At 63.3% G+C, this 24,714-nt stretch carries 28 protein-coding genes, 2 pseudogenes and 1 riboswitch; of the genes and pseudogenes, 17 read left to right on the top strand and 13 right to left on the bottom strand.

Features of this window, described 5'->3' with window-relative positions:
* Nucleotide 1 precedes the first annotated feature (1 nt).
* A complete protein-coding gene (locus tag NKH95_RS00540; protein ID WP_352890551.1) occupies nt 2-787 on the bottom strand; it encodes an NIPSNAP family protein in 786 nt (261 codons plus the stop codon).
* 96 nt (nt 788-883) lie between these two features.
* Between NKH95_RS00540 and NKH95_RS00535 the strand changes: the two genes are divergently transcribed.
* On the top strand, nt 884-1,558 hold the full coding sequence (locus tag NKH95_RS00535) for a TetR/AcrR family transcriptional regulator (RefSeq protein WP_023814138.1): 675 nt from the start codon (nt 884-886) through the stop codon (nt 1,556-1,558).
* Between the two features lie 259 nt (nt 1,559-1,817).
* Here the strand turns inward: NKH95_RS00535 and NKH95_RS00530 are convergent, their stop codons facing one another.
* Nucleotides 1,818-2,393: a hypothetical protein gene (locus tag NKH95_RS00530; RefSeq protein ID WP_031213898.1), complete on the bottom strand. Its 576-nt coding sequence runs from the start codon at nt 2,391-2,393 to the stop codon at nt 1,818-1,820.
* A 57-nt stretch (nt 2,394-2,450) separates the two neighbouring features.
* Between NKH95_RS00530 and NKH95_RS00525 the strand changes: the two genes are divergently transcribed.
* Nucleotides 2,451-3,581, top strand: coding sequence for a metallophosphoesterase (locus NKH95_RS00525; RefSeq protein WP_352442936.1), 1,131 nt, complete (start codon nt 2,451-2,453; stop codon nt 3,579-3,581).
* 57 nt (nt 3,582-3,638) lie between these two features.
* On the opposite strand, the gene NKH95_RS00520 is transcribed toward NKH95_RS00525, so the two are convergent.
* Nucleotides 3,639-3,818 (bottom strand): CsbD family protein, encoded by a 180-nt coding sequence (locus NKH95_RS00520; protein ID WP_023814141.1) that lies wholly within the window; start codon nt 3,816-3,818, stop codon nt 3,639-3,641.
* Nucleotides 3,819-4,013: 195 nt separating this feature from the next.
* Between NKH95_RS00520 and NKH95_RS00515 the strand changes: the two genes are divergently transcribed.
* The 7 genes from NKH95_RS00515 (at nt 4,014) to NKH95_RS00485 (ending at nt 7,534) form a co-directional block, all read left to right on the top strand.
* On the top strand, nt 4,014-4,667 hold the full coding sequence (locus NKH95_RS00515; RefSeq protein ID WP_023814142.1) for a glutathione S-transferase family protein: 654 nt from the start codon (nt 4,014-4,016) through the stop codon (nt 4,665-4,667).
* A 425-nt stretch (nt 4,668-5,092) separates the two neighbouring features.
* Nucleotides 5,093-5,302: a cold-shock protein gene (locus tag NKH95_RS00510; RefSeq protein WP_010915421.1), complete on the top strand. Its 210-nt coding sequence runs from the start codon at nt 5,093-5,095 to the stop codon at nt 5,300-5,302.
* 365 nt (nt 5,303-5,667) lie between these two features.
* Entirely contained in the window at nt 5,668-5,895 is a 228-nt protein-coding gene (locus tag NKH95_RS00505) for a hypothetical protein (protein ID WP_013532399.1), read from the top strand.
* Complete coding sequence (locus tag NKH95_RS00500) at nt 5,895-6,302, top strand: hypothetical protein (protein ID WP_013532398.1); 408 nt, start codon at nt 5,895-5,897, stop codon at nt 6,300-6,302. Before NKH95_RS00505 ends, NKH95_RS00500 begins: the two co-directional genes overlap by 1 nt.
* A 1-nt stretch (nt 6,303) precedes the next feature.
* A complete protein-coding gene (locus NKH95_RS00495) occupies nt 6,304-6,471 on the top strand; it encodes a hypothetical protein (protein ID WP_023814145.1) in 168 nt (55 codons plus the stop codon).
* Between the two features lie 4 nt (nt 6,472-6,475).
* Nucleotides 6,476-6,841 (top strand): YkgJ family cysteine cluster protein, encoded by a 366-nt coding sequence (locus NKH95_RS00490; RefSeq protein WP_023814146.1) that lies wholly within the window; start codon nt 6,476-6,478, stop codon nt 6,839-6,841.
* Nucleotides 6,842-6,922: 81 nt separating this feature from the next.
* Entirely contained in the window at nt 6,923-7,534 is a 612-nt protein-coding gene (locus NKH95_RS00485) for a LysE family translocator (RefSeq protein WP_352890549.1), read from the top strand.
* A gap of 99 nt (nt 7,535-7,633) precedes the next feature.
* Here NKH95_RS00485 and NKH95_RS00480 read toward each other — a convergent pair whose 3' ends face one another.
* Together NKH95_RS00480 and NKH95_RS00475 are read right to left on the bottom strand one after the other, a co-directional pair.
* Nucleotides 7,634-8,020 carry a nuclear transport factor 2 family protein gene (locus NKH95_RS00480; protein ID WP_128306034.1) on the bottom strand — a complete coding sequence of 129 codons (387 nt, stop codon included), beginning with the start codon at nt 8,018-8,020 and terminating at the stop codon, nt 7,634-7,636.
* A 16-nt stretch (nt 8,021-8,036) separates the two neighbouring features.
* Nucleotides 8,037-8,483, bottom strand: a complete 447-nt coding sequence (locus tag NKH95_RS00475) for an OsmC family protein (RefSeq protein ID WP_352442934.1) — start codon at nt 8,481-8,483, stop codon at nt 8,037-8,039.
* Nucleotides 8,484-8,601: 118 nt separating this feature from the next.
* Here NKH95_RS00475 and NKH95_RS00470 point away from each other — a divergent pair, with 118 nt between their 5' ends.
* Nucleotides 8,602-9,210, top strand: a complete 609-nt coding sequence (locus NKH95_RS00470; RefSeq protein ID WP_352442935.1) for a TetR/AcrR family transcriptional regulator — start codon at nt 8,602-8,604, stop codon at nt 9,208-9,210.
* A gap of 82 nt (nt 9,211-9,292) precedes the next feature.
* Here the strand turns inward: NKH95_RS00470 and groL are convergent, their stop codons facing one another.
* The 3 genes from groL to NKH95_RS00455 form a co-directional block, all read right to left on the bottom strand.
* Entirely contained in the window at nt 9,293-10,948 is a 1,656-nt protein-coding gene (groL, locus tag NKH95_RS00465; RefSeq protein ID WP_127289069.1) for a chaperonin GroEL, read from the bottom strand.
* Between the two features lie 64 nt (nt 10,949-11,012).
* Nucleotides 11,013-11,309, bottom strand: a complete 297-nt coding sequence (gene groES / locus NKH95_RS00460) for a co-chaperone GroES (RefSeq protein WP_006203049.1) — start codon at nt 11,307-11,309, stop codon at nt 11,013-11,015.
* Nucleotides 11,310-11,542: 233 nt separating this feature from the next.
* Nucleotides 11,543-12,337: a class I SAM-dependent methyltransferase gene (locus NKH95_RS00455; protein WP_352890547.1), complete on the bottom strand. Its 795-nt coding sequence runs from the start codon at nt 12,335-12,337 to the stop codon at nt 11,543-11,545.
* 72 nt (nt 12,338-12,409) lie between these two features.
* Between NKH95_RS00455 and NKH95_RS00450 the strand changes: the two genes are divergently transcribed.
* Nucleotides 12,410-13,261: an ATP-grasp domain-containing protein gene (locus NKH95_RS00450; RefSeq protein ID WP_128304811.1), complete on the top strand. Its 852-nt coding sequence runs from the start codon at nt 12,410-12,412 to the stop codon at nt 13,259-13,261.
* A gap of 67 nt (nt 13,262-13,328) precedes the next feature.
* On the opposite strand, the gene NKH95_RS00445 is transcribed toward NKH95_RS00450, so the two are convergent.
* Entirely contained in the window at nt 13,329-13,955 is a 627-nt protein-coding gene (locus NKH95_RS00445; RefSeq protein ID WP_352890544.1) for a TetR/AcrR family transcriptional regulator, read from the bottom strand.
* Between the two features lie 123 nt (nt 13,956-14,078).
* On the opposite strand from NKH95_RS00445, the gene NKH95_RS00440 reads away from it, so the two are divergent.
* The 3 genes from NKH95_RS00440 to NKH95_RS00430 are packed head-to-tail and all read left to right on the top strand — an operon-like array spanning nt 14,079 to nt 17,717.
* A complete protein-coding gene (locus tag NKH95_RS00440) occupies nt 14,079-15,266 on the top strand; it encodes an MFS transporter (protein WP_352890542.1) in 1,188 nt (395 codons plus the stop codon).
* 13 nt (nt 15,267-15,279) lie between these two features.
* Complete coding sequence (locus NKH95_RS00435) at nt 15,280-16,581, top strand: D-arabinono-1,4-lactone oxidase (protein WP_352890540.1); 1,302 nt, start codon at nt 15,280-15,282, stop codon at nt 16,579-16,581.
* Entirely contained in the window at nt 16,578-17,717 is a 1,140-nt protein-coding gene (locus NKH95_RS00430; RefSeq protein ID WP_352890538.1) for a DSD1 family PLP-dependent enzyme, read from the top strand. The genes NKH95_RS00435 and NKH95_RS00430 overlap by 4 nt, the downstream gene beginning before the upstream one ends.
* 4 nt (nt 17,718-17,721) lie before the next feature.
* Here NKH95_RS00430 and NKH95_RS00425 read toward each other — a convergent pair whose 3' ends face one another.
* Nucleotides 17,722-18,555: an AraC family transcriptional regulator gene (locus NKH95_RS00425; RefSeq protein ID WP_352890536.1), complete on the bottom strand. Its 834-nt coding sequence runs from the start codon at nt 18,553-18,555 to the stop codon at nt 17,722-17,724.
* Between the two features lie 294 nt (nt 18,556-18,849).
* Nucleotides 18,850-19,056, top strand: a riboswitch (cobalamin riboswitch).
* 162 nt (nt 19,057-19,218) lie between these two features.
* On the opposite strand from NKH95_RS00425, the gene NKH95_RS00420 reads away from it, so the two are divergent.
* The 3 genes and pseudogenes from NKH95_RS00420 to NKH95_RS00410 all read left to right on the top strand — a co-directional run.
* On the top strand, nt 19,219-20,007 hold the full coding sequence (locus NKH95_RS00420; RefSeq protein WP_352611833.1) for an ABC transporter ATP-binding protein: 789 nt from the start codon (nt 19,219-19,221) through the stop codon (nt 20,005-20,007).
* Between the two features lie 45 nt (nt 20,008-20,052).
* Nucleotides 20,053-21,000 carry an ABC transporter substrate-binding protein gene (locus tag NKH95_RS00415; protein WP_352611832.1) on the top strand — a complete coding sequence of 316 codons (948 nt, stop codon included), beginning with the start codon at nt 20,053-20,055 and terminating at the stop codon, nt 20,998-21,000.
* Nucleotides 21,001-21,135: 135 nt separating this feature from the next.
* Nucleotides 21,136-22,119, top strand: a pseudogene (locus NKH95_RS00410) (FecCD family ABC transporter permease); the annotation flags it as partial.
* A gap of 27 nt (nt 22,120-22,146) precedes the next feature.
* Here NKH95_RS00410 and NKH95_RS00405 read toward each other — a convergent pair.
* The 3 genes and pseudogenes from NKH95_RS00405 to NKH95_RS00395 all read right to left on the bottom strand — a co-directional run bounded on the left by NKH95_RS00405 (nt 22,147) and on the right by NKH95_RS00395 (nt 24,711).
* The gene (locus NKH95_RS00405; protein ID WP_502895153.1) at nt 22,147-22,995 is read right to left on the bottom strand and encodes a metal ABC transporter permease; all 849 of its coding nucleotides are present in this window, start codon (nt 22,993-22,995) and stop codon (nt 22,147-22,149) included.
* Nucleotides 22,995-23,854, bottom strand: a pseudogene (locus NKH95_RS00400) (metal ABC transporter permease). Before NKH95_RS00400 ends, NKH95_RS00405 begins: the two are co-directional and overlap by 1 nt.
* Nucleotides 23,851-24,711 carry a manganese/iron ABC transporter ATP-binding protein gene (locus tag NKH95_RS00395; RefSeq protein WP_352890853.1) on the bottom strand — a complete coding sequence of 287 codons (861 nt, stop codon included), beginning with the start codon at nt 24,709-24,711 and terminating at the stop codon, nt 23,851-23,853. Before NKH95_RS00395 ends, NKH95_RS00400 begins: the two are co-directional and overlap by 4 nt.
* Nucleotides 24,712-24,714 lie beyond the last annotated feature (3 nt).

The following is a 24,714-nucleotide window of genomic DNA, read 5'->3' as shown; positions in this document are numbered from 1 at the left end:
TTTAGGAATAGCGCCCGACCAATGATTGCGATGTCGGCGACAGCCGCAAAGTCTCCGTTGGTTTGGTCAGGCCGAGCTGCGCGGCCTGCCAAAAATCCTGCCATGCCGGAGAAGCGGCGAGGGCGGCCCGGTGGCGGGCATGCGCCTCGGTGCCGGCAAAACCCGTGACGCTGATGAAGACGTTTTCATCAGCCCGTACCGGCAGGCGCGGAAAACTGTTTTCGGCATGCTCGGTAACGAAAGCGGCGAGCAGACGTGCGTCGGCCGTCATCAGGCACGCCGTCTCAGTCTCGAAGCGAGTGGCGAAATCAGCCTCTGTGCCGGGCTGCAAGTGATGAATCTCGATGACAACGATGCCGGTCAGCGGTTTGTTTGGAATGGGCTTTTCGTCATCGGCCAGGCTTGGCCGCTGCGCGCCCGCCAGGTCGAAGCCGGCGCCCGGCCACGCCGGCTTGAGCAGCAGCACATCGTCGGAATCGATCATCGTCGCATTGGCCGCATGGCTGTTCGCCGCCCAGACCGGCCCGCCATAAAAAGCGGCGAGAGCATTTTTCCGCGCATCCATGCCGTCGAAGCCGCGTATCCAGACGAACATGTCCGGGCGGTCGAGGTCCCGGAACTGGCCGATGACGGTCATGCCGGCGTCCTCCTGGCCCTCGATCAGCCTGCTGTCGAAGATGTCGATGAGCGTGTCGCGCCGGCCGGGCTTCAGTGTGTATTGCCGAAGCTCGACGACAGGCGAGGCGAGCGCTGAGGGTTTCGTCGCGACGTTCTGGGGCAGGTTCATCCGACATTCTCCAAAACAGGGTGATCGTCCTGTTTTGTAAAACAGACCGGTTGTCCTGTTTTGTCAACATGCTAAAGTTCGGCAATGTCAGCAGAGATGACCGTCCAGCCAAAACCGCGCCCGGGAAAACGCATCAACGACCCTGAAGGCATGCGCAAGAAAGTGCTCGATGTCGCCGAGGACGCGTTCCAGGCGCGCGGCTATCACGCCTCCAGCATCGGCGATCTGATGGCGGCGGCTGATGTCAGCGGCGGAGCGCTGCATCACCATTTCCCGACCAAGAAGGCGCTGGCGCTGGCTGTGATCGACGAGCGTGTGGCGGCAGCGGTCGAAGAGACATGGATCGCGCCGGTGCTGGCGGCGGCGTCAGTGCGCGAGGGCGTGCGCTCGGTGTTCGAGGCCGTGGCGGCGGAACTGGAGCAGCAGGGGTTCGTGCGCGGCTGCCCGCTCAACAATCTGGCGCACGAACTGTCGCTTGCCGATCCCGATTTCCGCCTTGCCCTTGCCGGTATCTTTGGCGGGTGGCGGCAGGCGATTGCCGACAAGGTGCGTGCCGACCAGCAGGCGGGCAAGGACGAGGGCACGGACCCCGAACGCTTCGCCGCGCTGACGGTCGCCGCCTATTCCGGGGCGATGTCGATGGCCAAGACGGCGCAGGATGCCGGTGTGCTGCGGGATTGCCTGGCAGGGTTGGAGCGCAGCGCGCCGTCGCAGGGCGGCTTGGTTGCCAGGCGACGCAACAGGATACTGCCACGGCCGAGAATTATTTGATGTCGGCGGGACAGCACCCCCCTCTGGCCTGCCGGCCATCTCCCCCGCAAGGAGGGAGATCTGCAGCATCGGCGCTCGCTCGTACCTTCACCGGTGGAGATTGGCGAAAGCCGGTGTGACAGCCAATCTCCCCCCTTGCGGGGGAGATGTCCGGGAGGACAGAGGGGGGTGTGCAGGATCGCGACGCAGCCACTTCTCTCGACCTTGCGGCTTCGCTCTGGCTGACACGAGGGGGAAGCGAAGAAGCCTGGGCTCTTACCTACTCGGCCAGCGGCTTGATCGTCTCGTAGCCGTTGACGGATTCCGAACTGGTGCCTTCATCGTAGCGCCGCGCGAGCGCGGCTTGCAGATCGGGAGCATAGAGCGCGGTGAATGAATCCAGCGTCTCGCCGGCACCGTTCTTGAAGGTCTCCTTGACCGCCAGGACATTGTATTTGCAATCGCCCAGACGGAATGTTTCCTTGCCCTTGACGATCAGGCTCAGCGTCTTGGTGCCCTTCGGCGGCTGGTTCAGCGACAGCTCGACGAACTCTATCGTGGCCTTTGCCCCCGCCTTCAGCGGGAACAGCTTGCGCAGATCGGAAAACGGGATCATCGCCTGGCGGCCGGTGTCGCTGTCGCGAAACACCTCGATCAGGCCGGCGAACAGATATTGGGTCTGGGGCGATTGCGATTCGTAGGTGTTGGCAACCGACATCATCCCGCCGGCCACGGGCCGAAATTCGCTCTGGATGCCGGGTCTCGCCAGAACGAAACCCTTCCTGGCGGACTTGGCATCGACGCAACCGGCGGCATGCGCTTGCGCAAGCGAGACATGCCAGACCCGTGGCGTCATGTCGATGATGGCGCAGAGGCGCTGGACGACCGGCTGCTGTCCATGCTGAATCAGCAGATGATGAATCGCCGTTCGACGGGATCGCTTTCCCGACGCAACTTCCTGGTACAGGCTGCAGGATTTGCCGCGGCCGGCGCCTTGCCGCGGCCGGCCTTAGGCCAGACCGGGCAACGCGTCCAGTCGATCGACGCCACCTTCCTGTTCATCGCCGATGTCCATGCCTGCCGCATGGCGAGCGGCTTGAGCCCCAACTGCCTGCAAGAAGGCAAGACCGACGCCGCGCTGCTGCGCAACGTGGCGGTGCTGAATGCGCTTGGCGACAAGGACTGGCCGGCCGAGATCAATGGCGTCGCCACCGGCCTGCGTTCGGCCGGCAAGATAGGCGCGCCGCTCGGCCTTGTCGTCGGCGGCGACATCACCGACGATGGCGGCGGCCAGATCACCCAGCCGAGCGAGGGCACCCAACTGCTCCAGTTCAGCCAGCGCTACAGCCAAGGCGTCGGTCCGGATCGCGTGCACATGCCGGTTTATGTCGGGCTCGGCAACCATGATCTCGACCAGAACGGGCCGCCGCACCATGTCGACTGGTACCGGCGCGAACTGCGCGACTATGTCGAGGTCAACCATCGCGCCGGCGTGTTCTTCAAGCCGCCAGTGCCGGCCACCGACTATGATGTCGACACCGACTGCTACTCCTGGGACTGGGGCGGCCTGCATCTGATCCAGACGCATCGTTTCGCCGGCGATACCGGCCACGGTGCCGAGAGCAGCCTGCCATGGCTGAAGCAGGACCTGGCGACCTATGCGGCGGACGGCCGCCCGGTCGTCCTGTTCCAGCATTATGGCTGGGACACTTTCTCGGTGGAACGCTGGGATGCCGCCAGGAGCCACTTTGATGATGACGGCACCGGTGCGCCGCATTGGTGGAGCGAGGCCGACCGGCAGGCGCTGCTGGCGGCGCTCAAGGGCTACAATGTCGTCGGCATTTTCCATGGCCACCAGCACGAAACGCCGCTGATCTATCGCAGGGACGGGATCGACCTGTTCAAGCCGAAGGCTGCCTATATGGGCGGTTTCGCCCTGGCCAGGGTGACCAGCAACGGCATGGACGTGGTGCTGGGCGAGGCGATCGGCGATAATGGCGAGGTCGTGTTCACCAATGCTTTCAGCAAGGGCTGGAGCACCTGAAAAAGGCGGCCTTCGCGACCGCCTTTCCCTCGATAACAACGCGTTCCTCGATGCGGATCAGAGCGCCTTCCTGACCTTGTCCTTGACGTCGCCATAGGCCTTCTGCACCTTGCCGGCGATCCTGTCGGCCGTGCCTTCGGCCTGGGTCTGCCGGTTGCCGGTTGCCTTGCCGGCGGCTTCCTTGACCGAGCCCTTGACCTGCTTGGCCACGCCCGCGACCTGATCCTTGTTCACCATTTTTGCGCATCTCCCGGGATTTTGAATTCGAAGGAATTCATTGCGGTAGCTAACGAGCCGATGTCGGTTAGGTTCCAGGCGTCGCCCGATCGGCAGATCAGGTCGCGCGGCCGCCGCCTGGGGCAAGGTCGGTGGGCTAGGCTGTGAACACGCGTTGGCAATGGGATTTTGGAGGCCGTGCGTGCGGGGAGAAAAATGGCAGAATTTACGCTCTATATTGGCAACAAGTGTTTCTCCTCATGGTCGCTGCGGCCATGGGTGGCGATGAGGCATCTGGAGATCCCGTTCGAGGAAGGTTTCGTACGGCTGCGCACGCCTGAAACTTTTGCCAATCTGGCAAAAGTGTCGCCGACCGGTCAGGTGCCGGTGCTGAATCACAACGGCAAGATCGTCTGGGAAACCCTTGCCATCCTTGAATATCTCGCCGACCTGTTTCCCGAGAAAAAGCTCTGGCCCGCCGATATCGACGCCCGTGCGCTGGCGCGTTCGGCCGCGACCGAGATGCATTCCGGCTTTCGCGAGGTTCGCTATGGCTGGCCGATGAATTTGCGTCGGCCGAAGGGCCACAAGCCGCTTGACGCCGAGGGCGAGGCGCAACGCGCCCGCATCGAGGCGCTGTGGCGCGAGTGCCGGGAAAAATACGGCAAGGGCGGCCCGTTCCTGTTCGGCCACTTCACCGTGGCTGATGCCATGTATGCGCCTGTCGTCACCCGTTTCGATACCTATGGCGGCACGCTGGCGCAGGATACGCGCGCCTATGTCGATGCCGTGCTGGCAACGCCGGCGATGCGCCACTGGTATGCCGAGGCGGCCAGGGAGACGTGGCCGGAACCCGGCCCGGACGAATAGGATCCAAACGAAAACGCCCCTCGCACCTTTTATCGTGCGGGGGGCGTCTTTGCCATCAACTGTTATTCGATTGCTCTCATGAACTGCTGATGACACCGAATAAATGCGCGTCTGCGCAGATGGTTCCTGGATGCCGGAAAACTTTTTTCAAGTTGGCGCAAGCGCGCTGTTTGGGGTCCGATTTGCCGTCATGTCAGGTGTTTTGGCCAGGTGGTTTGGGAGAATTCCGCAGCTGTGGCTTTATGCAAATTTGACAGCGCCCCAAAAGAAGCCTATAAGCAAATCGTCGATATTTGTTTGACTGACTTTTGTTATCCGCGCTTTCGAGCGCGCCTTTGACGAACTTCCCACATCAAAAATCGGGACAAACGACGTTGTGCATCCGCATGGCGTCGAACGAATATTTGCCATGGAAAGGGTTCGTCATGAGCACCGGCACAGTTAAATGGTTCAACGCCACCAAAGGTTTTGGTTTTATTCAGCCTGACGACGGCTCGGCCGACGTTTTTGTCCACATCTCGGCCGTAGAGCGCGCCGGCATGCGCGACATCGTCGAGGGCCAGAAGCTCGGCTACGAGATGGTCCGCGACAACAAGTCGGGCAAGATGTCCGCCGACCAGTTGAAGGCGGCCTGAAAAACGAATTCAGCTCTCCCGGTGACCACGGATGTACTGGCACCGGTGAGTGGCGAATTCGGGCGCATGGCCGCGGAGACCTGAGTTTCCACGGCATATCATGTGCATAAGCAGGGCGTTCCCGTGCACCCCCGGTGCATCCTTTTGGATGTCGTCTGGTTGCGCGACGCTCTCATGGAAGGTCAGGCGGTGCCTGGCCTTTTTCATTTTGCGCGCCTTACCGCCGAAAGTGCGCTGCGCGCCGGCCTGGACGTGCTAAGGGACGCTCCAGCAATTTGAATTCGCCGCGCGTATTGCTTTGTGCGTGATCCTGACCGAAGACCCGGTCTCGCTCCATCGGCACAGGCTCCTGACAGGAGAAAGATTTGACCACCAGTTCAAAGACAACCGTCGATCAGGCCGTGTCCCTGTTCAGCAAGACGCAAACCCAGTCGATGTCGCTCAACCGCATCAATTCCGAGCGCGACGCCGTCAGCGAGGCACGCGAAGCCAAGACCGCGCGGCTGCGCGAATTGCGCCTGGAGAAGGAGGCCGACGAGATGGCCGCCGCCGCCGCGCTAGCCGCTTTGCCGAAGCGGGCCGGAAGACGCTGATGGCCACCAAACGCGTACCGCCAACACCGATCGCCGCCGATGCAACCATTGCCGATATGGTCGAAGGCCTCGACAAGCCGGTCGAATTCGTACGGCGTGTGCTGGAAAAGCTCGAACGCTGCAAGCGTGCCCACGGCGATGCCCAGGTGCGCGTCGGCGTGCGCGGCCGCGCCGAATGCCCGAATTACCTGATCGAATATGTCCGTGAAGACGCCAAAACCCATGAGCGGGTGACTTATCAGGACGCGGCCTACAGCGGCAGCACGCATCGCGAGCTGGCGGCCCATCACATCGAGGCGGTGAAAAACTGGTCGCCCGAGGAAATGAACATCACGGCCGTTTCGGCGCTGATCGGCCGCCTGCGCAATCCGCGCGCCCCATCATCGCGCTTCGCCGACGAGGACTGACATGGCCATAAAATTCTCCTCCAAGGATCAGCCGGCAGCCTCGGGTGCCGCGGCAAAACCGGCCAAGCCGGTTGCCGCGCCGAAGGCCGGCGACGCCATCGAGGCCGCGACCGATCTGTTCAAGTCGCCGGCGGATTCGCCGAAGGGCAAGACGGCTAAGAAGAAATAGCGCCTTGCCGCAAGACGCCGATCGCAACCCCGCCGCGCCAGGGCTGTCCGCCCTGGTGGCGAGCGTTTTGTCGTCGCAACAGGGCACCTTCGATTGCCAAAGCTGCGGTGCCTGCTGCTCCTATTCGGCCGAGTGGCCGCGCTTTTCCACCGAGGATGACGCGCAGCTCGACCGTATCCCGGAAAAATATGTCGCATCTGACCTGTCAGGCATGCGCTGCGAGGGCGTGCGCTGCTCGGCGCTGTCCGGCGAGATCGGCAAGTCGACCGCTTGCGGCATCTACGACGTCCGGCCAGACGTCTGTCGCGCCTGCATGCCCGGCGACGAGGAGTGTCTGATGGCACGCCGAGCGCTCGGATTGCCGGTGTAGCCAAGCTCCGATCACCTCCGCTTGTGCGCCGACCCGCAGCCCGATACGTTCCTGGCCGGGTCGGGTGCCGGAGGAACCATCGTGAGCATCGAATTTCTGTTGACGTCGCTGATCGTCGTGGCTTCGCCCGGCACCGGCGTTCTCTACACGCTGAGCGCCGGCCTTTCGCGCGGCGCGCGGGCCAGCGTCATCGCCGCCTTCGGCTGCACGCTCGGCATCATCCCACACATGGCCGCCGCCATCACCGGCCTTGCGGCGCTGCTGCACACCAGCGCGCTTGCCTTCGAGACGCTGAAATATCTCGGCGTCGCCTACCTCCTCTACATGGCCTGGAACACGCTGAAGGAAAATGGCGGCCTCAGCGTCGAGCAGGATGTGACGCCGCGCTCGGCCGGCAAGGTGATTGCCACCGGCATCCTCGTCAACGTGCTCAATCCGAAACTGTCGATCTTCTTCTTCGCTTTCCTGCCGCAATTCGTCAGCACCACCGAGCCCAATGCGCTGTCGAAGATGCTGGAACTGAGTTCCGTCTTCATGCTTTTGACCTTCGTGGTTTTCGTCGGCTACGGCATCTTCGCCGCCTCGATCCGCAGCCACGTCGTCTCGCGGCCAATGGTGTTGACCTGGATGCGCCGGACCTTCGCCGGCGCCTTCGTCATGCTCGGCGCGAAGCTGGCGCTGGCCGATCGGTAGCGCCACGGGGAGCGGTTCAGTCTCGCTGATCCGCTCCTCTTTGTTGCGCTATTCCGGGCGAAAAGCCGTTATGCGCTTTCGGGGAATTGCTCGGGCACGCTACCCCTTCACATAGCCCATCGCTTCGACGATCCGCCCGCCGGCCACGCGCATGAGGTTGACGCCGCGCAGCGAATTGCCGTCGGTCATGAAATAGCGCCAGCGGATCGTTGCCCGGTCGCCGGCAACGAAGGTTTCCTCGATATCGAAGCGCGTGCCGGCCTGGGTTGCTATCGCCGCCCAAAGCCCGACGCACGCCGCTTGACCGGCATAACGGGCGCCGTCCGGCGCTGGCACGGTGTTCTCGATCACGCAATCCTCAGCCACCAGCTCGGCGAGTGCCGAAGGATCATGGCGTTGGAATACGTCGTTGTAGCGCCGCATGATCTCGGCCGTCTGCTGGGACAGGTCGTACGCGGCTGCGTCCATGACAAGCTCCTGTGTCATCTTCTTTCTCCTGGCTTCATTGGCCTTTGGTGGCTTCGACGAGTGTTGCCTTGAGGGTGATCTGGGACACGCCGGCAAGGGCCCGCGAGACGAGGCAGCCCGCCTTGGCGGACTGTGCAAGGCGCTCGAATTCATCTTCGGCAAGTCCCGCGACCTCTGCCTCGGTTTCGAGTTCGATGCGGGTGATCGTCGGACCGGCAGCGGTTGCGCCAAGATGCACCTTGGCGACGGTGCTGATGCTTGTCGGAACATGATTGGCGTTGCCCAGTATGGCGCTCAGCGCCATCGAGAAGCAGCCTGCATGCGCTGCGGCGATCAGTTCCTCCGGATTGGTGCCCGGACCGTTCTCGAAACGCGACGGGAAGGAATAGGCGCCTTCGAAGACGCCGCTGCCGAGCCGCAACCGTCCCGAACCTTCCTTCAGCGTCCCCTGCCATTTGGCCGAGGCTTCACGAATTGTCATTGTCGTTCTCCCTTCGCATGGCATTCCTCAGGAATATATAGACTGATCTACATATTATGTAGACCGATTGTCATATTCTGCGCAAGGCCTATAATGATTCCTGCTGACAGAGGTTGACATGGCCAACGACACCCGCACCCGCATACTCGAGACGACTGGGCTGCTGCTCAGGCAGCGCGGCTATCACGGCACCTCGCTCAACGACATATTGAGCGCCAGCGGCGCACCGCGGGGCTCGCTCTATTTTCATTTTCCCGGCGGCAAGGACCAACTGGTCATCGAGGTGACGCGCGCTAGCGTTGCCGACGTGACGGAGAGGCTGGGCGAAGCGCTGGCTGCCGAAAAGAATCCGGCGGTGGCCGTCCATCATATCTACCAGTCGGTGGGGCGCATGCTGGAAGACAACCAGTTTTCGCTCGGCTGTCCGGTCGCGCCTGTCGTGCTGGACTCGCCCACCGACGTGCCGGAACTGGCGGAGTTGTGCCGCTCGGCCTTCGAACAGTGGATAGGCCTGCTGCGGGACGCCTTCGTCAGGGCGGGGGTGCCCGAGCGCCGCGCGCATGCATTGGCACTGCTGGTCGAATCGTCGCTGGAAGGACTGATGGTGATCGCCCGCGCCACCCGCGACCGCGCTCCGATACAGGCCGTGGCCGATGAAGTGGCGGCGCTGATCGAAGCCGCGGTGCTTGCCGGCGAGGTAAAGCAACGCGCGGATGCCGCCGTCTGAGAGGCCACGACGACCGCTGCGCAAAACAAAAAGGGCGGCATCTCTGCCGCCCTTTCCGTATCTGAAGGCTGATAGGGCTGGATTAGAAATCCATACCGCCCATACCGCCCATGCCGCCGCCCATGCCGCCAGGCATGCCGCCGCCGCCAGCCGACTCCTTCTTCGGAGCCTCCGCGATCATGGCTTCGGTGGTGACCAGCAGGCCGGCGACCGAGGCCGCGTCCTGGAGAGCCGTACGGACAACCTTGACCGGATCGACGATACCCATGGCGATCATGTCGCCATATTCGCCGGTCTGGGCGTTGTAGCCGAAGGTCAAGCCCTTGTTCTCAAGGATCTTGCCGGCAACGATCGATGCTTCCGCACCGGCGTTGGCCGCGATCTGGCGGGCCGGAGCCTGCAGCGCACGACGAACGATGTTGATGCCGGCGGCCTGGTCGGCGTTGACGCCGGTGGCCTTGATGTTGGCCGAAGCGCGCAGCAGGGCTACGCCACCACCAGCAACGATGCCTTCTTCGACGGCCGCGCGGGTCGCGTTGAGGGCGTCATCGACGCGATCCTTCTTTTCCTTGACCTCGACTTCCGTCGCGCCGCCGACGCGGATCACCGCAACGCCGCCGGCGAGCTTCGCCAGACGTTCCTGCAGCTTCTCCTTGTCGTAGTCCGAAGTGGTCTCTTCGATCTGCTGCTTGATCTGGGCGACGCGGCCCTGGATCTCGGCCTTCTTGCCGGCGCCGTCGACGATGGTGGTGTTCTCCTTGGAGATCGACACCTTCTTGGCGCGGCCGAGCATGTTGAGGCCGACGTTCTCGAGCTTGATGCCGAGGTCTTCCGAGATGACCTGGCCACCGGTGAGGATGGCGATGTCTTCCAGCATGGCCTTGCGGCGATCACCGAAGCCCGGCGCCTTGACGGCGGCGATCTTCAGGCCGCCACGCAGCTTGTTGACGACCAGCGTGGCCAAAGCCTCGCCTTCGACGTCTTCCGAGATGATGAGCAGCGGCTTCGAGGTCTGCACGACGGCTTCGAGAACCGGCAGCATGGCCTGGAGGTTGGACAGCTTCTTCTCGTGCAGGAGGATGTAGACGTCCTCGAGCTCGGCAACCATCTTGTCGGCGTTGGTGACGAAGTAGGGCGAGAGGTAGCCGCGGTCGAACTGCATGCCTTCGACGACTTCGAGTTCGGTCTCGGCGGTCTTGGCTTCTTCAACCGTGATGACGCCTTCGTTGCCGACCTTCTGCATCGCTTCCGCGATCATCTTGCCGACCGACTCGTCGCCATTGGCCGAGATCGTGCCGACCTGGGCGACTTCCTCGGAGGTCTTGATCTTCTTGGCAGCCTTGCCGAGAGCCGCGACGACTTCGGTCACGGCCAGATCGATGCCGCGCTTCAGGTCCATCGGGTTCATGCCGGCGGCAACGGCCTTGTGGCCTTCCTGGACGATCGACTGTGCCAGAACGGTCGCGGTCGTGGTGCCGTCGCCGGCGATGTCGTTGGTCTTCGAAGCAACTTCGCGGACCATCTGCGCGCCCATGTTCTCGAACTTGTCTTCAAGCTCGATTTCCTTGGCGACGGTGACGCCGTCCTTGGTGATGCGCGGGGCGCCGAACGACTTGTCGATGACGACGTTGCGGCCCTTGGGGCCGAGCGTGACCTTCACCGCGTCGGCGAGGATGTTGACGCCGCGCAGCATGCGCTCGCGGGCATCACGGGAGAATTTTACGTCTTTGGCAGCCATTTTTAGCTCCTGGCAGGGGCTTTGATCGAGCCCGGGAATTCAGTTGACGGGGAAAGGCCTGATATCAGCCGATGATGCCCATGATGTCGGATTCCTTCATGATCAGAAGGTCTTCGCCATTGAGCTTGACTTCGGTGCCCGACCACTTGCCGAACAGGATGCGGTCGCCGGCCTTGACGTCCAGCGGGACCAGCTTGCCAGCTTCGTCACGAGCGCCGGAGCCGACAGCGATGATCTCGCCTTCCTGCGGCTTTTCCTTTGCCGTGTCGGGGATGATGATCCCGCCAGCGGTCTTGGATTCGGATTCGACCCGGCGAACGACCACGCGGTCATGAAGCGGGCGGAACTTCGACTTTGCCATTTTTTCTTCCTCGATGAGAACGGTGAGAAACAGTTCCTCCATCCGGCGGCGCCGGACATATGAGTTAGCACTCACCAATGGAGAGTGCTAACGTGGCGCTGAAATAGGCTGACGGCTTTTGAGAGTCAAGGTGCGCGAAGGCCGCGATGCGAGCGAAATTTTTCTCATGCTGCCGCACGATTTAACAAAGCCTGGGTTGCGCCTGCCCCGGCTCGAGCGCCGTCCTGCTATCTTCAGTGTCTTGGCGCCCGCAGCACCAACAGCGGGCATCGCTCGGCGAGCCCATAGCTCCCGGTCAAAGCGATGCGAACATCACCAAAGAACGCTTCCGCCTCGCTCGCCAATGCAGTCGCCGGCGCGAAGGTGTAGATGGCCGGCGAGTTCCGATAGACATCGATGGTGCCGATGGTGGGCAGGTCCCAGCCCGTGCGAGCCGAAAGCTCTTTGCGGTCAGGAAACAGTGCATCGAACCTTTCCGCGATCGTCCTGACCGGAATGGCATGGTCGGGCGCGTCGCCCGTCGCGGTCATTGCGACGCGCCATTTGAGTTCGTGGAAGGTCGAGACACCGCCCGACAGTGCAAGCGCCCGCACCGCCGCCGGATCGTCCGGTGTTTCGGGACCGGCAAAGAGACGCAGTCCCGCTCGGCCGCCGGTGCGCAGTACGCCGGCGATCGCCGCAAATAGCGCCCGGCGCGCGGTTGAAAGGCCGAGCGCCGACAGGCAGCCATCGCCGATCACCGCATCTATGCTTGCGTCCGACACCGGCAAGTCGAGCCAGTCGCCGTTGATTGCCTTTCGCAACGCGGTGTCGCCTGGCCAGATACCGGCGATCATGTCGGAGGATTCGTCGACGGCCATCATCGTCGTCCCGAGCCCGGCGAGTTCCGGCGTCACGCCGAGCAGAATGACGTGCGCCTTCGAAAGGTCGAGCTCACGCTCATAGGCCTCAACCGCTTCCGCTGGCGGCCGCAACGGTGACCCGAGCAACTGCCAGTGCCCTCGAATGGCATTCCAATGGTCGGTCATCCACACCCCCAAGCCGGCATTGTATTTGCAGGCATAATGGAGGACGCTGATGAAGCCAAGCTCGGGGGGCGCATGACACGCATCGCGGTTATTACGCATGAGTTCGACAGGTTCGAACGCCGGCGTGGCCTGCTGTTTCGCCGCCGGAGCTCCTATATGCTTTTCGGTTTGCTGGAGGAACTGAAGCGACGCGGTCATTCCGTCCGCATAATCCCCGGAACGTCGGCAAAGCCGGAGGCCGACATCGCGGTGCTGCACGTCGATGCGACTGTGACGCCCCCCGAATATGTCGAATACGCACGCGCTTTTCCCTTTTGCCTGAACATCGGAGCCGCCGACATCTCCAAGCGACGCGTCAGTGGCGCGGTGATCGGCAAGGAGGACGACTGGCAAGGACCGGTCATCGTCAAGAGCAATCTCAACAATCTCGGGATGCGGGAGCAAGCGCTCAACCGGCGATCGCTGCGAGCCGGGAAGCCGAAGCCGTTTCCCGGCGTCGAGCTCATCGAGGGTTATCGCGTCTATGCATCCCTTTCGGATGTTGCGCCGGAGGTCTTCGACCGCAGCGATCTCGTCGTCGAAAAATTCATTCCCGAGCCGGAGGCGGACGGCTTTGGAGCCCGCTTCTGGATATTCTGCGGCGAGCGCGAGCGCTGCACCCGCCATGTCTCGCCGCAGAGCCTCGTCAAGGGAGACGACACGATCCGCCGTGAGCCGGTTCCGGTTCCCGACGAGCTTCGCACGTTGCGGCGCCGGCTTGGCTTTGACTACGGAAAGTTCGATTTCGTCATGCATGAGGGCAGGGCGGTGCTGCTTGATGCCAACAAGACGCCCGGTGGCGCCCGCAATCTTTCTGCGTTTCTCGCTGCCGGCAATGCCAATCTTGCCGAAGGCTTCGAAGCCCTAGTCCGCCAGGTCGCATAGCGGGCGTTCTGATGCTTGCGATGCCCGACACCTCTCATTCGCGGCAGCTTGCTGACGATCGCCGCGGCTACAAAAACAGCCGCAGGTGCGTGTGAATGATAGACCGGTAATCCTCGATGGTCTGGCGGCTTTCCGCTTCACCCTCGGCGAGCGCCAGGCGCACCACGCCGCCGGCGAGCTGGAAGATCAGCAGGACCATGCGTTCGAACTGCTCGCGCCTCTCGGGCTCGAGCAAGGCGATGACGTGGTCGCAGAACATTTTGGCTTGGCGTCGGGTTTCGGCGATGTCGAGGTTTTTGAGCGCCTTGTCGGCCTGGATGGCGTTCTGCAGATCCTGGATGGCCGGATCGCCGGCGACACGGCTGAGATAATCATCGAGCAGCCGGTCAGCGGCCACGATCACGTCGTTCGCCTCGCGGATTTCGGCGATGATCGTCGTCAGCCGTGCCCGGCTGACCTCTGAAAACCGCTCATAGAGCATCGCCAGGATCGCCGATTTGTTGGGAAAATAGTGGTAGACGGTGGCGATCGGCCCGCCCGCCAGCATGCCGACCTCCTTCATGGTGACGGCGTCGATACCCTTTTCCCCGATCAGCCGCATGGTCGTCGACAGGATCGCGTCGATGCGCTCGCGGCTGCGTTCCTGCTTGGGCCTGCGCCTCGGCTCGGTCGCCATTCTCTTCACTTCCGTCATGCACCGATCTTTCGCACGATTTTCAAATTCCGGTTGACAAGAAATATGATCAAGTATCAGTTTCTGAAATACTGACAGGTTGTCAGCTTTTTTGCCGCACGGCAAGGACGTTGGGAGGCGCCTTTGGCTTCGACAGATACCGGCCATGCAGGCAGTGGCGACTGGCTGGTCGGCAATCCGACCGGCTGGCAGCTCGCCTCGGCCCTGTGGATCGGTTCGGTCGGCCTGCTCATCCTAGGCCTGCAGCCGGTGCTGCTCGGGGCCCTTTACACCGAGGGTCATGTCAGCGGCGATGAACTGGCGCTGGTCGCCACCGCCGAGATGATCGCCATTGCCGTCGGTTCGGCTGTCGTGGCGATGCTGCTTTCGGCGCACCACATGCGCTGGAAAAGTGCCGTCCTTCTGCTGCTGCTGGCGCTGGCCAATGTGTGGACGGCCTATGCCGCAACCGCCAACACGCTGATCGCGGCCCGCGCCCTGGCCGGGCTCGCCGAGGGCGGTCTGGTCGCCATCGCCACCGAACTGATCGCCCGCTCGCGGCGCGCCGAGCGCATCGGCGGCTATTTCGTCACCATGCAGACGCTGGCGCAATGCGCGCTTGCCCTGCTGCTGGCGCTTTATGTCATTCCGGCCGCCGGGTCGGCGGGCGGCTTCATCGTTCTTGCCGTCGTCTGCGTCGTGTCGCTGGCGGTCGCCTTCACCGTACCCGGTGACTATGCCGACCTGCCCAAGGAAGAGAATTTGGCCAATGTGCTGACTGTTCCCTCGATGACCGCGCTGTTGTCGGTCTTCTGCTACTTCATGTTCTTCGGCGCGGTCTGGGCTTTTCTGGAGCCGCTAGGCGCGCAATACGGCATCGATGGCCGCACCGTTGGCCTGATCGTCTCGGCCAGCCTCGCGGTGCAGGTCCTGGGGGCGATGACGGCGACCGCGTTCGAGGCGCGCATCGATTATCGCCTTGCCATCGCGGCGATCGGCGTCGTCGCGCTTGTCAGTTCCCTGGTTCTTGCCAGTAGCCCCGGCCTGACGACGTTCTGGGTCGCTGCCCTGGCCATGGGCTTTATCCTGCTGTTCATCGTGCCCTACCAGATCCGTCTGGCGATTACCGCCGACGAGACACGCACCACCGTGCTGCTGGTGCCGGCAGCCCAGCTTTTCGGCCTGGCGATCGGGCCGATCGCGGCGTCGCTGCTCATCGATGGCAAGGATTTCCGGCCGGTGCCGGAATTCGCCGCCGCCAGCGCGATGGCGAGCGTGGCGCTGCTCGGTCTGTTCGTCCTTGTGTCGCGTCGCCGTCGTGCGGTTGCCTGAGCGGGGAGGTGGCATGTCAAACATTTGGAGCAACTGGTCGGGCTTTGTAAGCGCCGAGCCCAAGCTGATCGCCAGCCCCGGCGATGCCGGTGAGCTCGGTGATCTCGTCCGGACCGCGCCTGGCCCGGTGCGCGTCGCCGGCGCCGGTCATTCCTTCACGCCGCTGGTGAAATCGCAGGGCACGATCCTGTCCCTGGAGAGGCTGGAAGGGCTGGTCTCGCACGATGCGCAAAAACATCAGGCGCGGGTGCGGGCAGGAACCCGGCTCGGCGCGCTGATGGGCATCCTGCAAGGTATTGGCCAGGGCCTGCCCAACATGGGCGATATCGACCGCCAGGCGATCGGCGGCGCGCTGGGCACCGCCACGCACGGCTCGGGACCGACGCTCGGCGCCTATCACACGCAGCTGGAGACGGTGCAGATCGTCGACGGGCTTGGCAAGGTCCGCGACTTCAAGCAGGCAGGGGATCAGGACATGATCCATGCCATCGGTGTCGCGCTCGGCGCTTTCGGCGTGCTCACCGAAGTGACGCTGAACAACATCGCGACCTACCGGTTGCGCCGCCGCAAATGGGTGCTGCCGATCACCGAGATGCTGCGCGATTTCGAGGCAATGATGGCCGCGCATCGCTCGGCCGAATTCTACTACATTCCGTTTTCCGGCTATGCGCAGTTCATCGCCAGCGATTTCAGCGACGCCGCACCCACCACACGGCCGCCGGAAGAGGACGAGGCGGGTTTGAGGACACTGCGCAGGCTGCGCACCTCACTTGCCTGGCTGCCATCGCTGCGTGGCCGTCTGATCCTGGGCGCCATCGCCAAATTGCCGGCCGAGGACTACGTGCAGGACTGGCTCAACGTCTATGCCAGCGACCGGCAGACCAAGTTCAACGAGATGGAATATCATTTGCCGTTCGAGGAAGGGCCGAAGGCGCTGGCCGAGATCATCGAGCTGACCGAGAAGCGTTTTCCCGAGGTCTATTTCCCGATGGAGGTGCGCACCGTTGCGCCCGACGAATTCTGGCTGTCGCCATTCTACAGGAGGCCGACCTGCTCGATCGCCATCCACCATGACGCGGCGAACGATCCGCTGCCATTCATGCGGGCGGCCGAACCTATCTTCCGCAGATATGGCGGCAGGCCGCATTGGGGCAAGATGCACAGCCTCAAGGCCGCGGAGCTGAAAAAGCTCTACCCGCGCTGGGACGACGCCATGGCGGTGCGCCGCGACATCGATCCGCAAAACCGCTTTGTCTCACCCTACATGGCCGGCCTGTTCGGCATCGAGCCCAGTCCTTTTGGCATCGAACGATGAGCGCCTATTTTTACGCCCTGTCGGACGCACTGAAGAGCGCCGGTATCTTCCAGCCCTGTCTGGTGCTCGATCTCGACCGACTGGACCGCAATATCGCCCTGGTGAAAGACAGGCTCGACCCCGGCCTTGCTGTGCGGTTGGTCGACAAATCGCTCGCCTGCCTGCCGCTGCTTGTGCATATCGGCAAGGCGCTCGGCAGTGAGCGCTTCATGACCTTTCACCCGCCGATCAGCGAGGCGGTGCTGAAGGCGTTCCCGGATGCCGATCTGCTCTATGGCAAGCCGATGCCGATCGGTGCGGCAAGGGCTGCGCTGGTGAAGGGTAATGTTGACTGGTCGCGTGTCTGCTGGCTGATCGACAGCGAGGAGAGACTGGCGGAATATGGCGCCCTCGCTGGCGAACTCGGCATCGGCCTGCGCATCGCTTTCGAGATCGATGTCGGGCTGCATCGCGGCGGGTTCGCCAATCCTGAGGCCTTGTCGAAGGCGTTGAGCGCGTTGCCGGCCCGGCTGCATTGCGAAGGCGTCATGGCCTACGAGGCGCATGCGCCGCTCATTCCCGGCCTTTTCGGCGGACCGGCAAAGGCATTGGCCGAGGCGTCGGCGCAGGCCTCGGCGTTCGTCGCCTGTCTCGGCGCCGACCAGCGCCGTATCCTGAACATCGGCGGCAGCAAGACCGCGCTGCTTCATCATGGCGGCATGGCCAACGAGGTTTCGATGGGCTCGGCCTTTGTGCTGCCCAGTGATTTCGATACGCCAGGCCTCGACGGCTTCCAGCCGGCGGCCTTCATCGGCACGCCGATCCTGAAAATGGTCGAGCCGATGCTGCCTGGCCCGCCGGCCGTCACCCGCCTGCTGCAGGCGCTCGGCCGCTTCCCGCGCAAGGGCTGCTATCTCTATGGCGGCAAGTGGATGGCCGAGCCCGTCTTCCCCGAAGGCATGAAGGCGAATGGGCTGCTCGGCCTGTCCTCCAACCAGCAATTCATGGGCTTGCCCGCCGACGCGACCGTAAAACCCGGCGACTACGCGTTTCTAAGGCCGACGCAGAGCGAAGCCGTGCTGCAGCAGTTCGGGTCGATCGCGGTGTTTTCCGGCGGCGGGATAGTCGATCGCTGGCCGGCGCTGCCGATGGCCTGACCGACTACGCCTTCACCGGTATCCAGATCTCCAGCCCGCCATTGCCGCTGCGTGGGTCGAACTCAGGGCCGTAGCGTTCGAATTCCGGCGCATCCGATATCTCGTGGCCGGAAGCCGGCAGCCATTTGTTCCAGATCGTATTGACCGTGCGGCGGATGGTCGAGATGTGTTCGCGGTGGGCAAAGACCGCATATTTCTGCGCCGGCACCCGCGCCCGGCTGAATTCCTTGGGCAGGTCGGAAAAATCAGACACTTCGACGCCAGCGATGTAGTCGAAATTGCCGGCATCGTCGCCGTTGACGCAGACGCCATAGGCGACATCGCCGGTCTCGCCCGGAATGTTGCCGATATAGGGGCCGAAGCGCTGCCATTGCATCGGAATGGCGGCGCTGGTTTCGCAGCTGTAGCGTTCGCCGAGGCCGGCGATCAGGAACGGCCGGCTGGTCTCGAAACGCGGTGGTTCGAGATTGGTGAGGAAGGACTGGTCCATCAGGATCGGCTCCACGAGGTCGAGCTTGTCGAGTGTGCCTTGCGCGCGCACCAGTTCCGGCGTGGTGCCGAACTGATCGCGGAAGGCACGGGTGAACGCCTCATGCGAGTTGTAGCCGGCGTCGAGCGCGACGGAGAGAATGTCGGGCGCCCCGCCGGCCAGCTTGCGCGCCGCCTCGGTGAGCCGGCGTGAGCGCATGTAGCCCATCACCGAGCGGCCCGTGGCAGCGCCGAAAGCCCGCGTCACATGAAAACGCGACACGCCGCTGCTTTGCGCGATATCGTCAAGCGAGATCGCCTCCGGCAGATGACTTTCGACGAACCACAGCGCTTTCTCGGTCGGGTTCATTTTGCTCCTCGCATTGGCCAGATCATCCTGCCGTTTCCTGGCGCGGCCAGTTTGATCGAAATTGCGCATCCCGCGCAATCGAACCGATCCCGTCACAGTCGCACACCGATATGGCGCAGCGGTCGAGCGCCCCTTGCCGCCGACGAGCCAATTCGGCAGGCTTCGCTTGACAGCGCCAGGCGGCATCCTCTAAACACGTAATGTTATTACATATCGAAAGCGTGAAATGCCTGTTTCCCCTAGCCGGCCCACCACTCCGTCCGAGAAATCCATTGCGAAGCGATTGGGGGAAATCTACGCTGAAGCGGTGATGGTCCCCGAGTCGAAAGGCGAGGGGTGAAAAGGGAACACGGTGAGATCCCCAGGGGTCGAGGCCGTGGCTGCCCCCGCAACTGTAAGCGGCGAGCAAAATCCGTGAATGCCACTGGCCGGCAAGGCTGGGAAGGCAGGATGGCGCAACGACCCGCGAGCCAGGAGACCTGCCATCACTGAGTTGACCGGACGGGGTGTGCCGGGAGGAAACGCGAATCCCGGTCTTGTCGGCCGCTTCGCCAGCTTCCTTCCGTCGCCAGTTTTGGAAAGTGACGGAAAGTTGGACGGCTCTATCGATCATCGCATCATCGTGTGCACGCTTTGCCATCCCGGCAATCTGGCGGGCAGCCGATGACCGTAGCGCTTCTCGAAGCACATGACCTCTGCGCCATGGCCAATGGGCGGGATCTGGTCCAGGCGGTCAGCTTCTCGGTGGCCGCTGGCGATCGCCTAGCCATCATCGGTCCCAACGGCGCGGGCAAGACGACGCTGCTGCGCATGCTGTCGGGCATGCTGCGGCCGAGCTCCGGCGAGGTGAACCTCGGCGGGCGCCGGCTGGGCGGGATTTCCGCCGCCGAGCGGGCGCTGCATATCGCCGTTGTCGGCCAGACCGACCAGCCCGATCCGCGGCTGGCGGTGATCGACTATGTCGAGCTGGGCCGGGTCCCGCACGCTCGGCTACGGCGCAGGAGCGAGGAGCGTGACATTGTCGTCGATGCGCTGCGCCGGACCGGCCTGCTGCCGCTGCTTGGCCGCACCATCGGCTCGCTGTCGGGCGGCGAGCGCCAGCGCGCCCAACTGGCCCGCGCCATCGCCCAGCAGCCAAAGATCCTGTTCCTCGACGAGCCGACCAACCATCTCGACCCGCGCGCCCGCGGCGAACTGCTCGACCTCGTGGCAGGCTTCGAGATGACGGTGATCGCGGTGCTGCACGATCTGGCGCTGGTGGCACCGTTCGCCACCAGGGTGGCGGTGATGAACCATGCCCGTCTGCAAGCGCTCGCCGCACCGCGCGAAGCGCTGACCCAAAAGCTGATTCGCGAAATTTTCGGCATCGATGTGCTGCGTCTGCGCCATCCGACCGAAGACCGCGAACTGACGGTGTTCGATGTTCCGAACCGTGCCGCGCCGCCATCCTGATTGAAGCCGTCCCATATCGATCATCCCGTCCACAGGAGCAAACCCTTGAAACGCCTTGCTTTTTCGCTTGCCTTCTCGCTGCTGGCCTCGACAGCCCTGGCCTTCCCGGTAACTGTCGACAGCTGCGGCAAGCCGCTGACCTTCGATGCGCCGCCGAAGCGCGCCGTCATCCAGGATCTCAACATGGCCGAGATGGCTTTCGCGCTGAAACTGCAGCCGTCGATCGTCGGCCTGACCGGCATCACCGGATGGTACAAGGTGGGTCCTGAGTTCAAGGCCGAGCAGGGTTCGATCCCGGAACTGGCGCCGAAATATCCGACGCTCGAAAACCTCGTCGCGGTCGAGCCCGATTTTTTCTTCGCCGGCTGGTATTATGGCATGAAGCCGGGTGGTGAAGTGACGCCCGACACGCTTGCTCCGCACGGCATCAAGACGCTGGTGCTGACGGAAAGCTGCGTCCATCTCGACAAGAGCCGCCCCGCCGCCTCGATGGACCTACTCTATGGCGACGTCGAGAAACTGGGCAAGATCTTCGGCAAGGAGGCCGAAGCTGAGAAGCTTGTCTCCGGCTGGAAGACGCGGCTCGCCGAGATCACCGCCAAGGTCGGCGACGCCAAGGGAACGCGGGTCTTCCTCTATGATTCCGGCGAGGACAAGCCGTTCACCGCAGGCAAATTCGCCATCCCCAGCGCCATGATATCAGCCGCCGGCGGCGACAACATCATGGCCGACATGGATACCAGCTGGGGCAACACGGACTGGGAAACGGTGGCGTCGCGCAATCCGCAATTCCTCATCCTGCTCGATTACCAGGATGGCGGTGGCTACAGGAAACTGCTCGATTTCCTGAAGGCGCATCCGGCGATGAAGGAGACGGACGCGGTCAAGAACGAGCGCTTCGTCGCCCTGCGCTATGCCGAACTGACGCCGGGCCCGGCCAACATCGAAGCGATCGACAAGATCGCCAAGGCCATGCATCCGGAAGCGTTTTGATGCCTGTGGCCCAAAAGTGCGCAGCGGTTTTGGGGCAACGACATGCATGAACAAAAGATCCTGGAAGTGCGTCGCACGCGTCCTGACAGACACGACGCATTTCCAGGCTTGCGCCATACGGCATTTGCACTGGCCATGCTGGCGGGGGCGGCGGCGATCGCCGCTCTCGCTCTGCTGTCGATCGCCTACGGCTCGACGCTGATCCCGCTGACCGATGTTGTTGCCGCGCTTGGCCGCGCAGTCGGCTTCAGCGGGCACGACGTGGCCGGGCCGGTCGGCAAGATCGTCGTCGACCTGCGGCTGCCGCGCACGATCCTGGCCATCTGCGTCGGGGCCGGTCTCGGCGTCGTCGGTGCGCTGCTGCAGACGGTGACCCGCAACGACCTTGCCGACCCGTTCCTGTTCGGCCTGTCGTCGGGCGCCGCCGCGGGTGCGGTTTCCGTCATCACCGTCTTCGGCGACAGTTTCGGCATCTGGACATTGCCGGTCGCGGCCTTCACCGGCGGCATATTGGCTGCCGGCGTCGTGCTGCTGCTGGTTGCGCGGGTGAGGGGGCAAGGCCCGGAGCGGCTGATCCTTGCCGGCCTTGCCGTGTCCTTCATGTTCACCGCCTTGACCAACTATCTTGTCTTTGCCGGCGACCAGCGCGCCGCCCACTCCGTGCTGTTCTGGACCATGGGCGGCCTTGGCCTGGCGCGCTGGGATAATATCTGGCTGGGCGCGCTGGGAGCAGGCACCATTCTGGCTTACGCGCTGTGGAACCACCGCCGGCTCGATGCTTTCCTGGCCGGCGAAAACGCCGCCGAAAGCCTGGGCGTGCCGGTGGCGCGGATGCGAAGGATGACCTTTCTCGTCGCCGCCTTCTCGACGGCTATCCTTGTCTCGGTCGCTGGCGTCATCGGCTTCGTCGGGCTGATGATTCCGCATCTGTCACGGCCGCTGGCGGGCCCCTTGCACCTGCGCCTGGTCGCCAGCTGTGCCGTGTTTGGCGCGGTGCTTTTGCTGGCCAGCGACCTTCTGGCCCGAACGCTGCTGCCGCCGCAGGAACTGCCGATCGGCATCATCACCAGCTCGGTCGGCGCGTTCTTCGTCGTCACCATGCTGATCCGCAACCGGCTTTTAGTGCGGCCTGGGTCAGGGCCGCGATTACTCTCCCGAAATGCCCAGTTGCACCCGTTGCTTTGGGCGCTTCGACTGGAACAGGGCAAGCAAAAAAACGCCGGCCTGAACGACGACGATCGTCGGGCCGGTGGCTGCGTCGATGTGATAGCTGAGGATCGTTCCCACGACGCTCGACCCGATGGCGGCCGCGGCAGCAATGGCGAGCATGCGCTCAAAGCTCTTCGTCAAAAGAAAGCCGATCGCTCCCGGCGCGATCAGCATGGCGATGACAAGGATGATCCCGACAGCCTTCAGCGAGGCCACGATGGTCAACGCGAGCAGCGTCAGCAGCCCGAAATGCAGCAGGTTGACGGGCAGGCCGATCGCGCGCGCATGGGCCGGATCGAAACAATAAAGCAGCAGATCCTTGCGTTTTGCCAGAACGATGAGGATCGCCGGCACGACGATGACCGCCGCCTCGATCACGTCGCGCCACTGGACGCCGAGCATGTTGCCGAACAGGATATGATTGAGATGCTGGTCGGTCTCGACTTTGACGAACAGCACCAGGCCAAACGCGAACATGCCTGAGAAGACGATGCCCATGACTGCGTCCTCCTTGATCCGGCTGTGCTGCTTGAGGTAGCCCGTCGCCAGCGCGCAGCCAAGTCCTGCCACGAAGGCGCCGAAGGCAAGCGGGATCCCGGCGATATAGGCGAGCACGATACCCGGAAGCACGGCATGCGAAACGGCGTCGCCCATCAGCGACCAGCCCTTCAGGACGAGATAGCAGGACAACACTGCGCAAATGGCGCCGACCAGAACGGCGACGGCGAGACCGCGACGCATGAATTCGTGACTGAGCGGTTCGGCGATCCAGGACCAGATCGTCATCATGACGCGACCTGCGATGCGGCACGTGCCGCCCGGCGTGCGGCGAGCCGCCCATGTTTGGGTGCGAAGACGAAGGCAGTCAGAAAGACCACGGTCTGCAGCACCACGATCAGTCCGCCAGTCGCGCCATCGAGAAAGAAGCTGAGATAGGCGCCAACCGCGCTCGTCGCCGCGCCGATCGCCATCGCGAGCAGGATCATGACGCCGAACCGATCGGTAAGCAGGTAGGCGGTGGCGCCAGGCGTTACCACCATCGCGATCACGAGGATCGCGCCGACGGTCTGGAGCGCGGCGACGATGCAGGCGCTGAGCAGCACGAAGAACAGGACCCGCAGCCGCCACGGATTCAGGCCGACGCCGCGCGCATGGTTCTCGTCGAAGAACACCAGCATCATATCCTTCCATCGAAGCCCCAGTACAGCCAGCGAAACCGCTGCGATGAGGATGACCTGGGTTACATCCTCGTCGGAGATTGCGAGGATGTTGCCGAGTACGATGGACTGGATGTTTACGGAGGTCGGACTGATCGACGCAATCAGCAGCCCGCCAGCGAACAGCGTTGTAAAGACAAGGCCGATCACGGCGTCCTCGCGAAGTTGCGTCACGCGCCGCACCAAGGTGATGCCGAGTGCGGCGATGAGGCCGGAGGCGAATGCGCCGGCGGCATAGGGAAGGGCCAGCATGTAGGCGGCCGCAACGCCCGGCACCACCGAGTGGGCAAGCGCGTCGCCCATCAGGGCCCAGCCCTTTAGTATGAGATAGCAGGACAGGAACGCGCAGACCATGCCGACCAGGCGCTGACCCAGATGGCCTTGGCCATGTAGTTGTAGGTGAAGGGTTCCAGCAGGATGTCGATCACGGGGCTGGCGATCCGCTGTCGGGCTTCATCATCTTCTCTTGATCCCGCTCGCCGTAAAGCACCAGAGGACGCTCGTCATCGGTCAGCACGGTCAGGTGGCGAGCGTCGGGGTCGTTATGAAGATCGGCGCCGCCGAGGCGCAGATGCCTCAGCACGCCGCCAAAAGCTTTCGCAAGATTGGCTTGCGTAAACGTTGTCTCTGTTGGTCCGAAGGCCAGCACCGTCTTGTTGAAGATGACGACATGGTCGCAGAAATTGACGATGCTGCCGAGATTGTGCGTCGACACCAACATCAGCTTGCCGTCGTCGCGCATCGACCGAAGGAGATCGATGATCGCTGCTTCGGTCTGCACGTCGACGCCGGTGAACGGCTCGTCGAGCAGGATGATTTCGCCGCCCTGCGCCAGAGCGCGCGCCAGGAACACACGCTTCTTCTGGCCGCCGCTCAGTTCGCCGATCTGGCGCTTGCGAAAATCGGTCATGCCGACCCGTTCCAGTGCCGCGTCGACCGCCATGCGATCGGCTCTGCCTGGGATACGCAGAAAATTCATGTGGCCGTAGCGGCCCATCATGACGACATCTTCCACCAGCACCGGAAAGTTCCAGTCGACATCCTCGCTCTGCGGCACATACGCGACTAGGCCGCGCTTCAGCGCTGCGTGGACGGGCAATCCGGCGATAAGCACTGTTCCTGTCGACGGCGTCAGGAAGCCCATCAGCGCCTTGAACAGCGTCGATTTGCCGGAGCCGTTGACGCCGACCAGCGCGCAGATGGTGGAGGCGCCGAGCCTGAAAGAGGCGGAGTGTACGGCCGTGACCCCGCTTGAATAGCTGACGGTGACGTCGTCCACGTCGATGGA

It is taken from the genome of Mesorhizobium sp. M0848 (assembly GCF_040319805.1).
In the GTDB taxonomy this organism is placed as follows: Bacteria; Pseudomonadota; Alphaproteobacteria; order Rhizobiales; family Rhizobiaceae; genus Mesorhizobium.
This window is presented reverse-complemented; position numbering and strand designations above follow the sequence as displayed.

Coding starts and splice junctions, on each gene's coding strand:
- NKH95_RS00525 (WP_352442936.1), top strand. CDS start 2,451: ATGATGAATCGCCGTTCGACGGGATCGCTTTCCCGACGCAACTTCCTG.
- NKH95_RS00530 (WP_031213898.1), bottom strand. CDS start 2,393: ATGACGCCACGGGTCTGGCATGTCTCGCTTGCGCAAGCGCATGCCGCC.
- NKH95_RS00430 (WP_352890538.1), top strand. CDS start 16,578: ATGAGCGCCTATTTTTACGCCCTGTCGGACGCACTGAAGAGCGCCGGT.
- NKH95_RS00435 (WP_352890540.1), top strand. CDS start 15,280: ATGTCAAACATTTGGAGCAACTGGTCGGGCTTTGTAAGCGCCGAGCCC.
- NKH95_RS00475 (WP_352442934.1), bottom strand. CDS start 8,483: ATGACAATTCGTGAAGCCTCGGCCAAATGGCAGGGGACGCTGAAGGAA.
- NKH95_RS00510 (WP_010915421.1), top strand. CDS start 5,093: ATGAGCACCGGCACAGTTAAATGGTTCAACGCCACCAAAGGTTTTGGT.
- NKH95_RS00495 (WP_023814145.1), top strand. CDS start 6,304: ATGGCCATAAAATTCTCCTCCAAGGATCAGCCGGCAGCCTCGGGTGCC.
- NKH95_RS00515 (WP_023814142.1), top strand. CDS start 4,014: ATGGCAGAATTTACGCTCTATATTGGCAACAAGTGTTTCTCCTCATGG.
- NKH95_RS00540 (WP_352890551.1), bottom strand. CDS start 787: ATGAACCTGCCCCAGAACGTCGCGACGAAACCCTCAGCGCTCGCCTCG.
- groL (WP_127289069.1), bottom strand. CDS start 10,948: ATGGCTGCCAAAGACGTAAAATTCTCCCGTGATGCCCGCGAGCGCATG.
- NKH95_RS00470 (WP_352442935.1), top strand. CDS start 8,602: ATGGCCAACGACACCCGCACCCGCATACTCGAGACGACTGGGCTGCTG.
- NKH95_RS00455 (WP_352890547.1), bottom strand. CDS start 12,337: ATGACCGACCATTGGAATGCCATTCGAGGGCACTGGCAGTTGCTCGGG.
- NKH95_RS00480 (WP_128306034.1), bottom strand. CDS start 8,020: ATGACACAGGAGCTTGTCATGGACGCAGCCGCGTACGACCTGTCCCAG.
- NKH95_RS00450 (WP_128304811.1), top strand. CDS start 12,410: ATGACACGCATCGCGGTTATTACGCATGAGTTCGACAGGTTCGAACGC.
- NKH95_RS00520 (WP_023814141.1), bottom strand. CDS start 3,818: ATGGTGAACAAGGATCAGGTCGCGGGCGTGGCCAAGCAGGTCAAGGGC.
- NKH95_RS00405 (WP_502895153.1), bottom strand. CDS start 22,995: ATGACGATCTGGTCCTGGATCGCCGAACCGCTCAGTCACGAATTCATG.
- NKH95_RS00420 (WP_352611833.1), top strand. CDS start 19,219: ATGACCGTAGCGCTTCTCGAAGCACATGACCTCTGCGCCATGGCCAAT.
- NKH95_RS00425 (WP_352890536.1), bottom strand. CDS start 18,555: ATGAACCCGACCGAGAAAGCGCTGTGGTTCGTCGAAAGTCATCTGCCG.
- NKH95_RS00445 (WP_352890544.1), bottom strand. CDS start 13,955: ATGACGGAAGTGAAGAGAATGGCGACCGAGCCGAGGCGCAGGCCCAAG.
- NKH95_RS00500 (WP_013532398.1), top strand. CDS start 5,895: ATGGCCACCAAACGCGTACCGCCAACACCGATCGCCGCCGATGCAACC.
- NKH95_RS00535 (WP_023814138.1), top strand. CDS start 884: ATGACCGTCCAGCCAAAACCGCGCCCGGGAAAACGCATCAACGACCCT.
- groES (WP_006203049.1), bottom strand. CDS start 11,309: ATGGCAAAGTCGAAGTTCCGCCCGCTTCATGACCGCGTGGTCGTTCGC.